This window comes from Pseudomonas sp. (assembly GCF_026224925.1).
Taxonomy (GTDB): domain Bacteria; phylum Pseudomonadota; class Gammaproteobacteria; order Pseudomonadales; family Pseudomonadaceae; genus Aquipseudomonas.
The window spans coordinates 1-12,386 of sequence record NZ_JAMFRV010000388.1; the positions used below are offsets into that span (position 1 = coordinate 1).

At 56.9% G+C, this 12,386-nt stretch carries 13 protein-coding genes; 1 reads left to right on the top strand and 12 read right to left on the bottom strand.

Translation table 11 applies throughout. From position 1 onward, the window contains the following. Positions 1–364, top strand: a 364-nt coding sequence (locus M0974_RS16890) for a MipA/OmpV family protein (RefSeq protein WP_297839046.1), incomplete at its 5' end; no start/stop codon positions are given. A gap of 29 nt (positions 365–393) precedes the next feature. On the opposite strand, the gene M0974_RS16895 is transcribed toward M0974_RS16890, so the two are convergent. From M0974_RS16895 to glpK, 12 genes are all read right to left on the bottom strand, one after another. Continuing rightward, positions 394–786, bottom strand: a complete 393-nt coding sequence (locus M0974_RS16895) for an EamA family transporter (protein ID WP_297839048.1) — start codon at positions 784–786, stop codon at positions 394–396. Positions 787–793: 7 nt separating this feature from the next. Next, positions 794–1,168, bottom strand: a complete 375-nt coding sequence (locus tag M0974_RS16900; protein ID WP_297839050.1) for an EamA family transporter — start codon at positions 1,166–1,168, stop codon at positions 794–796. 150 nt (positions 1,169–1,318) lie between these two features. Further along, positions 1,319–1,648: a GlpM family protein gene (locus tag M0974_RS16905; RefSeq protein ID WP_297839072.1), complete on the bottom strand. Its 330-nt coding sequence runs from the start codon at positions 1,646–1,648 to the stop codon at positions 1,319–1,321. A gap of 46 nt (positions 1,649–1,694) precedes the next feature. Then, positions 1,695–3,020 (bottom strand): sigma-54 dependent transcriptional regulator, encoded by a 1,326-nt coding sequence (locus M0974_RS16910; RefSeq protein ID WP_297839075.1) that lies wholly within the window; start codon positions 3,018–3,020, stop codon positions 1,695–1,697. 14 nt (positions 3,021–3,034) lie between these two features. After that, on the bottom strand, positions 3,035–4,945 hold the full coding sequence (locus tag M0974_RS16915; RefSeq protein ID WP_297839053.1) for an ATP-binding protein: 1,911 nt from the start codon (positions 4,943–4,945) through the stop codon (positions 3,035–3,037). A 66-nt stretch (positions 4,946–5,011) separates the two neighbouring features. Then, positions 5,012–5,746: an amino acid ABC transporter ATP-binding protein gene (locus tag M0974_RS16920; protein ID WP_297839056.1), complete on the bottom strand. Its 735-nt coding sequence runs from the start codon at positions 5,744–5,746 to the stop codon at positions 5,012–5,014. After that, positions 5,743–6,411, bottom strand: coding sequence for an ABC transporter permease subunit (locus M0974_RS16925; RefSeq protein ID WP_297839078.1), 669 nt, complete (start codon positions 6,409–6,411; stop codon positions 5,743–5,745). Before M0974_RS16925 ends, M0974_RS16920 begins: the two co-directional genes overlap by 4 nt. Beyond that, positions 6,408–7,154, bottom strand: coding sequence for an amino acid ABC transporter permease (locus tag M0974_RS16930; protein ID WP_297839058.1), 747 nt, complete (start codon positions 7,152–7,154; stop codon positions 6,408–6,410). The genes M0974_RS16925 and M0974_RS16930 overlap by 4 nt, the downstream gene beginning before the upstream one ends. 76 nt (positions 7,155–7,230) lie before the next feature. Beyond that, a complete protein-coding gene (locus tag M0974_RS16935; protein WP_297839059.1) occupies positions 7,231–8,145 on the bottom strand; it encodes a glutamate/aspartate ABC transporter substrate-binding protein in 915 nt (304 codons plus the stop codon). Between the two features lie 310 nt (positions 8,146–8,455). After that, positions 8,456–9,994 carry a glycerol-3-phosphate dehydrogenase gene (glpD, locus tag M0974_RS16940; protein WP_297839062.1) on the bottom strand — a complete coding sequence of 513 codons (1,539 nt, stop codon included), beginning with the start codon at positions 9,992–9,994 and terminating at the stop codon, positions 8,456–8,458. 291 nt (positions 9,995–10,285) lie between these two features. Continuing rightward, the gene (locus M0974_RS16945; RefSeq protein WP_297839067.1) at positions 10,286–11,041 is read right to left on the bottom strand and encodes a DeoR/GlpR family transcriptional regulator; all 756 of its coding nucleotides are present in this window, start codon (positions 11,039–11,041) and stop codon (positions 10,286–10,288) included. Between the two features lie 106 nt (positions 11,042–11,147). Then, on the bottom strand, positions 11,148–12,386 hold a 1,239-nt coding region (glpK, locus tag M0974_RS16950; RefSeq protein ID WP_297839070.1), incomplete at its 5' end, for a glycerol kinase GlpK.

A 12,386-nucleotide genomic window follows, 5' to 3' on the forward strand; every position in this document is an offset into this window, starting at 1 on the left:
GGGCGGCGTGCTGGGCCGGGTCGGTGGCGAGTTGGGTTACCCGCTGGGGCTGGGGATTATTGGCGACACCGAAATCACTGCGCATTACGCGGACGGTCGGCAGGCGCAGACCTTCTTCGGCGTGAGTGCACAAGAAGCGCAGGCCTCCGGGTTCCAACAATACAACGCCAGCGGCGGCCTGCAGAAGGTAGCGCTGACTCAAAGCCTGCAATTTCCACTGGCTGATGGCTGGCTGCTGTTGACCAGCGCCACTTGGACCCATTTGACCAATTCAGCCGCGGACAGCTCTATCGTTAGAGACAAAGGCGACGAGAATCAGGGTGAAGTCAACGTGGCTTTGGCGTATCACTTTAAGGGGCTGTAGAGAATTACGCTTTGTCACATTCCTGTGCCTCAAACCTCTTGCTTACCGTCCGCCAGCAACACGATTCCGCCGATGATCACGCACACGCCCAGCCAATGCAGGGCGCTGATGCTTTCGCCCAGGCCGAGCCATGATCCAAGCAGTACCACGACAAATACCAGCGAACTCAGCGGGAACGCCAGCGATAATTTGCTGCTGCGCAAGATCAGCATCCAGGTGAGAAACGAGCCGATATAGCAGAATACGGCAACCATCACCGCCACACTGCTCACCGCTGCCAACAGCCAGCTCAGGCCGAACGGAATCGATGCCAAGCCATCTCCGCCAACCTTCAAGGACAACTGCGCACCGCTTTCAAATGCGATCAGCAACACCCACAACGCCAGACTCGCGCCGCGACTTTCAATCCAGTTATTCGTCATAACGACCTCATGCTCCTGTGGCGCAAACCAGCATCACGCCGGCAGTTACAACCAGCGTGCCCAGCCAGCGCCGACGGCTGACGGTTTCACCCAGGACCAGACGCCCGCCGAGTACCACGCCGCAATAACTTAGGCTGATGGCTGGAAATACCAGACTCAGCGGCGCCAGTGACAGCACCTCCAGCCAGGCGACGAACAGCACGGCATAACAGCTGACGCCACACCACAGCAGTGGGGCTCCGGCGATTTGTCGCCAGAAATAGCTCAGCCGAAAGCCACCGACGTGGTCCGGTAAACGATCAAGGCCGAGCTTGAAGGCAATTTGGCCAATGACATCGAGGGCGATGCACAGCGCGATCAGCAGCATCACGGATGGGGTCAAGGGGACAGCTCCAGGAGATTGGGCCTCAGTAATGCAAGGGATGGGCCAGTGCCGGTCCCTTCCCGAATGAATTCGGTCCCACGGATGAAAGGCAAACTCCACAGTGGGACCGAATTTATTTGGGAAGGTGTCAGATCAGACACCCATCATTCACCCATGAAACCGCACCCAGACGGTTACCAAAACCGTCGCCGCGATCAGCCACGCGACGGCCGCCAGGGCCAGGGATACTTCCAGGCGCCAACGATCAACCAGCACGTACAGCGCGGCCAAGTACACGAAATAGGGAATGATCGACCACATGCCAAACAGGATCGTGGTTTTCAGATCTTCCAGTGTGCGGCCTTTGCCGACGATGTAATGCGCGATCAAGGCAAAGGTCGGAAACAGCGGAACCAGCCCGGCGATGTAATAATTTTTGGTCTTGGCCAATGCGGCCAGAACCAGTACCACGGCAGCGCCCAGCAGGGCTTTGAAAATCAGGTCCACGAGGTTCTCTTATTCGAGTGCTATCACAACGGCGGGATCAGCCCAGACCGTATTTTTTTACTTTATCGAACAGCGTGGTCTTGGCCATCCCCAGCTCCAGGCTGGCTTGGCTCAGATTACCGCCGCTGCGTTGCAAGGCATCCGTCAGCAAGTTTTTTTCAAACGTCTCGACGGCTTCTGCGAAGTCCAGACCGTTGTTGGCAGCGCTGGTGCCCGACTTCTTGAACGCAGGAAGACCCAGTGCATAACGTTCGGCGACGTTGCGCAGCTCCCTGACATTACCTGGCCATTCATGGGTCATCAGGCTCGATAACGTCTGGCGGTCCAACTCTGGGGTCTCGCGGTCGAAGCGCAGCGCGGCTAACTGCAGGAAGTACTCGAACAGTTGCAGGATGTCTTCGCGTCGTTCACGTAAAGGGGGCAACTCCAGCGTCACCACGTTCAACCGGTAATACAGGTCGCTGCGAAACTGACTGGTTTGGCTCAACTCATCCAGATTGGATTTGGTGGCGGCGATCACCCGGCAATCCACGGCCACGCTCTGGTTGGAACCTAATCGCTCCAGCGTTCGCTCCTGCAAAACCCGCAGCAGTTTGATCTGCAGGTTCAGCGGCATGCTTTCCACTTCATCAAGGAACAGCGTGCCGTTGTGCGCGTGCTCTATCTTGCCGATTCGTCGTTTGCCGGCGCCGGTAAATGCGTTGGCTTCGTGGCCGAAAATCTCGGTCTCGAACAGGCTTTCCGGTAGCCCACCACAATTGATCGCGACGAATTGTTGAGAATGACGGCGACTGAAATCATGCAGGCAGCGGGCAACTAACTCTTTGCCCGTGCCGGTTTCACCTTCAATCAACACATTGGCTGAGGTGTCGGCAACGTTGGCGATCAACGCTCGCAGGTTTTGCATGGCCGGGGAGCGGCCGATGATCCGGCTCTCTAGCGAGTTGCGTTCGGCCAATTGCCGACGTAGCGACCACACTTCTCGGGCCAGGCCCCGTTGCTCCAGCGCCCGGCGCGCCACTTCCACCAACCGTTCCGGGGAAAAGGGTTTTTCCATAAAATCGTAAGCGCCATCGCGCATGGCGTTAACGGCCATGGAGATGTCGCCGTGGCCGGTAATCAATACCACCGGCAAGCTGCGGTCGCGGGCTTTAAGGCGCGTCAACAACTCCAGCCCGTCGATGCCAGGCAAGCGGATGTCGCTGATAACGATGCCAGCGAAATCATCACCAATTCGCGCCAGCGCTTCTTCGGCACTGCCCAAGCCCTCGCTGGGAATGTCTTCCAGTGCCAGCGCTTGCTGACAACCCAACAGCACGTGGGGGTCATCCTCGACGATCAGAACGGTGAGTTCGCTGTTCATGGTTCCTGGCTTATTCATATCAGTTCGGCTCCCCGGGGCTCGGGTGCGTTGAGCAACGGTAGACTCAGGACAAACGCGGTGCCGCCAGCGGGGGGGTGCTCAGCACTAAGGGTGCCACCGGCCGCAGCGGCAAGGCTCGCTGAAAGGGTCAATCCAAGCCCGAGGCCGTGATCGCCCGGTTTGGTGGTAAAGAACGGCTCAAACAAATGCTTGCGCGCTTCGGAATCGATGCCATGGCCGTTGTCCCGCACGTACAGGCGATAGCGGCCGTCGGCAATTTCGCCTTGCAACCACAACTCAGGCAGCGGCTGTGCGTGCATGGCGTCCAAGGCGTTGCCGATCAGATTGACCAGTATTTGCTCAAGGCGAGTTTGGTCAATCTTCAACACCACATTGTCGAAATCTTCGTGTAATTGCAGGTGCAGGTTATCCAGCCGGGCACTAAGGATTTGCAACGAAGCCGCCACCGCCAAACCCAGCGAAGCCTGACCTTGGTCATCGCCACGGCGGGCGAAGGCGCGCAGGCTGGCGGTTATTCGGCCCATGCGATCTACCAGGTCATTGATGGTCCGCAGATTAGCGCTGGCCGTGTCCAGCGCACCGCGCTCGATGAACCGCACGGTATTGCCGGACAAGGTGCGCAGGGCGGCCAACGGTTGATTCAGTTCATGGGCAATGCTGGTGGACATCTGGCCGATGGCAGCCAGTTTACCCGCTTGAACCAGTTCATCCTGAGCCCGGCGCAAGGTGTCTTCAGCCTGGCGTCGCTCGCGAATCTGGCTTTTCAGGCGTTCGTTGCTGGCGCGCAGGTCCGCCGTGCGCTCGGTGATCTTGCGTTCAAGTTCGTCGTTGGCAGCTTGCAGTGCCTCGCGGGCGGCAAGCCGCGTGGAAATCACTTTGCGCCGCTCGTTCCAGGCAATCAGTAGAAACGCCACCAGCGCACAGACTACCGCCACCAACATGCCTTGGCGGGCGGCTTCGCTGCGCAATTCCTCCAGCGGCGTGAGCAGGGTCAAGTGCCACGGCGTATCGCTCAGTGGGGCGGTCTGCGCCAGATAGCTGACCTGGCTGTGGTCGTGGTCGACGCTACTGTTGGCCGGGAACGTGAGTTTCTCTGCGCCCTCAGCCAAGGGTTCACGGGCCAATGGCACCAGTTCGTTGAGCGGCCACCAGTAATATTGCAGGCTGCGAGCAAGACGCTCTTTGATTTCAGGCGTCAATGGGCGAACCGATTTAAGCCGCCGCGCCGGGTCACTCGACAGGATAATAATGCCGTTTTCATCGGTGACATAGGCTTCCAGGCGCGCCCGTTGCCAGCGCTCTTCCAGCGCTTCGAGGCGCACCTTAATCACCGCTACCCCGATGATTTTGCCTTTCTCTTCTAGACCGTGGGCCAAGTAATAACCCGGTTCACCGGTGGTGGTGCCAATCCCGTAAAAACGTCCTTGCTGACCGCGCACGGCGTCCTGGAAATACGCACGAAAGGACAGGTCTTCGCCCAGATAACTGTCGGCGTCGCGCCAGTTGCTGGTAGCTAACACACGGCCCGTGGTGTCGAGGACGTAGATTGCTCGGCTGCGGCTGCGACGATTAAGCCCTTCCAGGTAATCGTTGACGTTCTGCCGCAGCTCCGGCGTTGGATCATTTAGCAGGCGCGAAACGTTGGCTTCGAGTTCGAGCACGCTGGGCAAGTAGGTGTAGCGGTTAATCTCGCTTTCCACCGTGCGGGCGTGGAGCTCCAACTGGCGTTGACCGTTTTCACTTAGGGCTTTGACGCCATTGCGCTCGCTCACCAGATAACTGACGTAGCCCAGCGCGACCATCAACAAGATGATCAGCGGAGGAATAAACAGGTGGCGTATCAGGCGGGGTTTCACGGCAAGTGATGGCGGGGGCGCGCGGTAGGATTCGGGGTCGCATTTCATCACAGTCGTCCGGGACCGACCAGCGTCCGTGCCGCAATCAGTGCGGGCACGGACAGCCGGGATTGCTTAGTGCTGCAGAATCTTGGCAAGGAACTGTTGAGCGCGCTCTGAACGGGCGGACACATCACCAAAAAACTCTTCTTTTTCACAGTCTTCTACGATCACACCCTGATCCATGAAGATCACCCGGTTTGCCACTTTGCGGGCGAAGCCCATTTCGTGGGTCACACACATCATGGTCATGCCTTCGTGGGCCAATTGCACCATGACGTCGAGCACTTCGTTGACCATTTCCGGGTCAAGCGCCGAGGTTGGTTCGTCGAACAGCATCACCACCGGGTCCATGGCCAATGCGCGGGCAATCGCCACGCGCTGTTGCTGGCCGCCGGACAATTGGCCCGGGTGCTTGTTGGCATGGGCTGACAAGCCAACCCGCTCCAACAATTGCAGGCCTTTTTTCGTGGCCTCTTCCTTGCTGCGGCCAAGCACCTTGATCTGCGCGATGGTCAGGTTTTCAACGATGGACAAGTGCGGGAACAGCTCGAAATGCTGGAACACCATGCCGACACGCGAGCGTAGTTTGGGCAAGTTAGTTTTTGGGTCAGCAATTGAGGTGCCGTCGACAATCACGTCGCCCTTCTGGAACGGTTCCAGTGCATTCACGCACTTGATCAGCGTCGATTTACCGGAGCCCGAAGGACCGCAAACCACCACCACTTCACCTTTTTTGACTTCGGTGCTGCAATCGGTGAGCACCTGAAAGTCGCCATACCACTTGTTGATATTTTTGATGGAAATCATACGGCGAACCTTTTTTGCAGACGCTTCACCAGCTGCGAAGCGGCAAAGCTGATCACGAAATACACCAGACCGGCGAAGATCAGGAACTCATTGGAGCGGCCAATGATGTCGCCACTGGAGCGCGAGGCGTTGAGGAAATCCACCAAGCCAACGGTATAAACCAGCGAGGTGTCCTGGAACAAAATGATGCTTTGCTGCAGTAGCAGCGGGGTCATTTTGCGAAACGCCTGAGGCAGGATAATCAAGCGCATCATCTGCCCATAGTTCATCCCCAGTGCCTGGGCTGCGCCCATCTGACCTTTGGGGATGGCTTGGACCCCGGCGCGTACGATTTCGCAAAAGTACGCGGCCTCGAACATCATGAACGCCACCAGGCATGAGGTGAACGCGCCAATCGGCGTATCTTCCCCGGTGATCCAGCGCAGGACAAAAGGCACTGCCAGATAGAACCAGGTAATCACCAACAGCAGCGGGATAGAACGAAAGTAGTTGACGTAGGCGCCGGCAAATCGCGCCAGCAATTTGCTTGATGACAAACGCATCAGCGCCAGGATCGTGCCTAAAGCAATACCACCGACAACCCCCAGCGCCATCAGCTGGAGGGTCATGATCATGCCGTTCCACATGCCGGGCAGGGCGGGAATAATTCCACTGAAGTCCATTATTTACCCCCCAGAGAGATCAGCCCGGGCACCGCGATTCTCTTCTCGATCATGCGCATCAGCAGCATCAAGCTCATGTTCAAGGTGAAGTAGATTAGGGTGGCCAGCGTGAACGCTTCGAACAAATTGGCCGAGAACTCGGCGGTCTGTTTGGTCTGCGCGAGCAGCTCCATCAGGCCGATCAACGAGGCGACGGAGGAGTTCTTGAAGACGTTGAGGAATTCCGAGGTAAGCGGCGGAATGATGATCCGGTACGCTTGGGGCAATAGCACGTTCCAGTAGATCTGCGGCAGCTTAAAACCCATGGCTCGGGCAGCAGACTCTTGGCCGCGCGGCAACGCCTGAATCCCGGTGCGCACCTGTTCACATACTCGAGCGGCGGTGAATAGGCCCAGACACACGACAACGCTTAGAAAGGCAGAGGTCGTCGGGTTAAGGTCCTGTTTGTACCATTCCTGCAGATTGGCAGGCAGTAGATCCGGTACCAGGAAGTACCAGATAAACAGCTGCACCAGCAGCGGAACGTTGCGGAAGATTTCCACGTAAACCGTGGCGATGCCCGACACCCAACGGTTCGGCACCGTACGCATCACGCCGAGCACGGAGCCCAGCAGTAAAGCAATAATCCAGGCGGCGATGGCAATTGCGATGGTCCAGCCAAGACCGGTTAAATACCAGTCCAGATAGATTTCGTTGCCGATGCCGGTGGACTTGAGGAATACACCCCAGTCCCAGTTGTAATTCATTGGGGTCTCCCCTCCGTTCGATCGATTCATAACCAGAGGGCGCGTTGGCGCTCTCTGGTAATGGAAGAGCCAGTGCTTAGATTTTTACGTCGGGGGCTGGCTTGTCGGTAGGGGTGGCGATCAGTGCTTTCAGTTGGTCGCTCATCGGGAACATCAGATTCAAACCCTTCGGCGGGATCGGCTGAGTGAACCACTTGTTGTAGATGGTGTTGATTTCGCCAGAAGCAAAGGTGTTTTTGATGGCGTCATCCACGGCTTTTTTGAAGGGAGCGTCTTCTTTGCGGACCATGCAACCGTAGATTTCGTACGACTGTGGCGTGCCGGTAACGGCCCAGTCGCCTGGCGTCCTGGCTTTGGCCATTTCGCCTGCGAGCAAGGCATCATCCATCATGAATGCCACTGCGCGGCCGGATTCCAGCATCTGGAACGATTCACCGTGGTCTTTAGCAGAGATTACGTTCATGCCCATTTGCTTGTCGGCGTTCATCGCTTTAAGGATGCGCTCGGACGTGGTGCCAGCGGTGGTCACGACGTTCTTGCCTTTAAGGTCAGCGAAGTCCTTGTAGGCAGAATCTTTTTTCGACAGCAGACGGGTACCGATTTCAAAGATGCCGACCGAAAAATCAACCTGCTGTGCGCGTTCAGCGTTGTTGGTGGTCGAGCCACATTCAACGTCAACGGTGCCGTTCTGCACCAGCGGGATACGGGTTTGCGAGGTCACCAGGTTGTACTTGACCTTCAGGTTCGGCATGTCCAGGTCTTTCTTGATGGCCTCAACGATTTTCAGCTGAATATCGTGGGAGTAGCCGACCGGCACGCCGGAAGCGTCAGCCAGGTAGGAAAATGGAATGGAGCTGTCACGGTGCCCGAGGGTAATAGTGCCGGATTCTTTGATTTTCTTCAGTGTGCCAGTGAGTTCGGCAGCGAAAACTGGAGTGCTCATCAGAGCGGCAGCGATTGCTGCGCCCAAAATAGGGTGAACGATGCGCATCGGTTAATCCTCGACTTTGTTTTTTTATGGAACCGACGTAGCGGTCCGTGTAGTCCGCAAATGCCTTTACGGTGGCCCAATCAGGCACACGCTACGATCAATGCATTCGACTAAAAGTGTAGAGCATGACTCATGCCAAGCGAGCTTTCTCGGGTAGGTCATTGATCTATATGGGTTTAATGTGTTTTTTCGTGCGAGGGGCTGGGGCGGGCGTCCGGTAAGCCGAATCGATGGCTACTGAGCGTTCGGAAAGCCGAACGAGAGAGCGGGTAATCCAGCCTTCCCATTGCGGGAAGGCTGTTATGGGCGTTTAGGCTGCTTCGATACTGCTTTTATGACGTGCGACGGTATTGAGGTATTCCTGTACGCGCTGCTGCTCTTCTGGAGTAGTGAACAACCCCAACTTGCTGCGACGCCAGAGAATGTCTTCTGCGCTCAAGGCCCATTCTTCGCTGCACAAGTAATCGACCTCGCGGCTATACAGGCCGCCACCGAGGTGCTCGCCCATGTCGGCCAGGTTTTGCACGCCCTCGACCAAGCGCAAGCTGCGGCTGCCATAGGTGCGAGCCCAGCGACGAGCGATCTCGGTGGGTAACCAGTCAAAGCGTGTTCTTAATTCGCTGGTCAGCGCTTGTGGCGAGCTCATCTCTTCGCCGCCTGGCAGGCTGGCGGAGGCGGTCCAGTTCGGCTTCATCTGCGGGAAGAACGGGGCGAGCTGAGCCATGGCTGACTCGGCCAACTTGCGATAGGTGGTCAATTTACCGCCAAACACCGATAGTATCGGTGCCTCTTCGGCACTGCCTGACAGCGACAAGGTGTAGTCGCGAGTAATCGCCGACGGATTGTCGGATTCGTCATTGCACAACGGACGGACGCCGGAATACGTGCGCAGGATATCGCTGCGGCTCAGCTGCTTCTTGAAATGCTCATTGACCACTTTCAGCAAGTAGTCGATCTCGCCATCGGTGATCGACACTTTGCTGGGGTCACCTTCATATTCGCGGTCGGTAGTGCCAATGATTGTGAAGCGATCCAGATAGGGAATAGTGAAAACGATGCGTTGATCTTCGTTTTGCAGGATGAACGCATTTTCGCCTTCGTATAGGCGGGGCACGATCAAGTGGCTGCCCTGGATCAAACGGATACCATATTGCGATTCGAGTTTCAGGTCGTCACGGATGAACTTGGCAACCCATGGACCTGCCGCATTGACCAAGGCTTTGGCGCGAATCGAAAACAGAACGCCGTCCGCACGCTCCATGTTCAGGTGCCATAAGCCTTTGCTGCGACGTGCATTGACACAGCGCGTTTGCGTATGGATGTGGGCGCCGCTTTCCCGTGCAGCCATTGCATTGAGGACGACCAGGCGTGCGTCATCAACCCAGCAATCCGAGTATTCGAAGCCGCGAGTGATGCTGGCTTTGAGTGGGCTGTCCTCGCCAAAGCGCAGGCTGCGTGACGCGGGCAGTTTTTCTCGTTTGCCCAAATGGTCATACATGAATAGGCCCACGCGAATCATCCACGCCGGGCGTAAATGCGGCTGATGAGGCAGCACGAAACGCATGGGTTTAACGATGTGCGGGGCTTTGGCCAACAGCACTTCGCGTTCGGCCAGCGCCTCGCGCACCAAACGGAATTCGTAATGTTCGAGGTACCGCAGGCCGCCGTGAATTAACTTGCTGCTGGCAGATGAGGTATGGCTGGCCAAGTCATCTTTTTCGCAAAGAAATACTGACAAACCGCGGCCGGCTGCGTCGGCTGCAATTCCGACGCCATTGATCCCGCCACCAATCACGGCGATGTCGTAGACCTCGGAAAGCGGTGGCACGGGCAAGGAAGAGTTGGGCATCTGGCGGCCTCTTTGTTCTGGTTCAATACAGGGCTTGAACGGCGAATTCGAACATTAATGTTCAATTTCGAAAATCATAGCGCAATAAAGACGCGACTTCCAGCTAGAAGCTATTGAAAATATTGATCGGAAGAATAGGAAAAGAACAAAAGTGAACATTATTGGTGTGGGACCATCAGATGGTATGTTCAGTTTGTAGGACCGAATTCATTCGGGAAAGGAGCGCTGCGGTCTGTCTGATTCGCCGCGCTGCAGCCTTCCCGAATGAATTCGGGAGGCGGGCAGTGCGGTTCAAACCACCTCTAGGCGAATCTTGTACTGCGCGAGCATTTGCATGAGTGCAGGAACGGGCGCGTGGTCGGTCACCAGGCAATCGATCAGGGTGATCGGTCCCAAGCGCACCATGGCGTTGCGTCCGAACTTGCTGGAGTCGGCCGCTAATATAACTTGGCGAGCGTTGGCGATGATCGCTTGGGAAACGCGCACTTCTTGATAGTCGAAGTCCAGCAGGCTGCCGTCTTCATCTATGCCGCTGATGCCGACCAAGGCGAAATCGACCTTGAACTGGTTGATAAAGTCGACGCTGGCCTGGCCGACCACGCCGCCGTCGCGGCGAACGTTACCGCCGGCCAACAACACTTCGAAGTCGTCCTTGGCACTCAGGATCGAAGCGACGTGCAAATTGTTGGTGATGATTTTCAGGTTTTTGTGGTTCAACAGGGCGCGAGCGATGGATTCGGTCGTGGTGCCGATATTGATGAACAGCGAGGCGTGATCCGGTATTTGCGCGGCAATCGCCTCGGCAATCCGTTGTTTCTCGTCGCGCATCTGGTCCGCGCGCATGGCGTAGGCCGTGTTCTCGACGCTTGAGTCATAGGCTGCGCCGCCGTGGTAGCGGCGCAACAGGTTCATTTCCGCCAATTGATTGATATCGCGGCGGATCGTTTGTGGGGTCACAACAAACAGCTGAGCCATTTCTTCGATGCTGACATAGCCGCGTTCGCGTACCAGTTCGAGGATCTGCTGCTGACGGGGAGGCAGATTCATTGTTTTGATTTTCCTGTCTGGCTGCCGTGCAAATGGCGTCCATGATGCCGCAGGCAACTACTGCCTGTCAGCCGGAAACTCATGCTGCTCCCCGTACAGGCATTGATCAGTCAGCGTTTTCTTCGTGGGGCTCCCAGTCACGGGTGCGGCTTACTGCTTTCTGCCAGCCGGCATACAGTTTTTCTTTGGCTGAATCATCGAGCTGAGGCTCGAATTCGCGCTCAATGACGGCTTTGTTACGCAGCTCATCCAAGCTACTCCAAAAGCCAATCGCCAGGCCGGCCAAGTACGCGGCGCCCAACGCCGTGGTCTCGCGCATTTGCGGGCGCTCTACCGTTGTGCCCAGGATGTCTGCCTGGAACTGCATCAGGAAGTTGTTGGCGACCGCGCCGCCGTCTACACGCAAGGACTTCAGGCGTTCGCCGGAGTCTTGTTGCATGGCATCAAGTACGTCACGTGTCTGGTAGGCAATCGATTCCAGCGCTGCGCGAATGATGTGGTCGACCTTGACCCCGCGGGTCAGACCGAACAATGCGCCCCGTGCATACGGGTCCCAATACGGTGCACCCAGCCCGGTGAACGCCGGTACCAGATAAACGCCGTGGCTGTCTTTGACTTTGCCAGCGAAATATTCAGTGTCGAGTGCGTCATTAATCAGTTTCAATTCGTCCCGAAGCCACTGGATCGTCGAGCCGCCATTAAACACGGCGCCTTCCAGCGCATAGGCAACCTCGCCGCGCGGACCGCAGGCGATAGTGGTGAGCATGCCATGGGTCGATTGCACCGCTTTTTTGCCGGTGTTCATCAACAGGAAGCAACCGGTGCCATAGGTGTTTTTAGCTTGGCCGGGCTCCACGCACATCTGGCCGAACAAGGCGGCTTGCTGATCACCCGCAATACCGGCAATCGGGATGCCGCTTTTGCTGTGGCCGTAAACTTCCGAAGAAGAGCGAACTTCAGGCAGCATCTCGCGAGGGATATCCAGCACCTGCAACATCTTCTCATCCCATTCCAGGGTATGGATGTTGAAGAGCATGGTGCGCGAGGCGTTGGTGTAATCGGTGACATGTACCTTGCCGCCGGTAAACTTCCAGATCAGCCAGCTATCAATAGTGCCGAACAGCAGTTCGCCTTTGCGAGCACGGTCACGGCTGCCTTCCACATGGTCGAGAATCCATTTCAGCTTAGTGCCGGAAAAGTACGGGTCGACGACCAGGCCCGTGGTTGCACGGATGTAGTCTTCATGCCCGTCGCGCTTGAGCTGCTGGCAGATTTCAGTGCTGCGACGGCATTGCCAGACAATTGCGTTATACACAGGGCGCCCGGTATCGCGTTCCCAAACCAC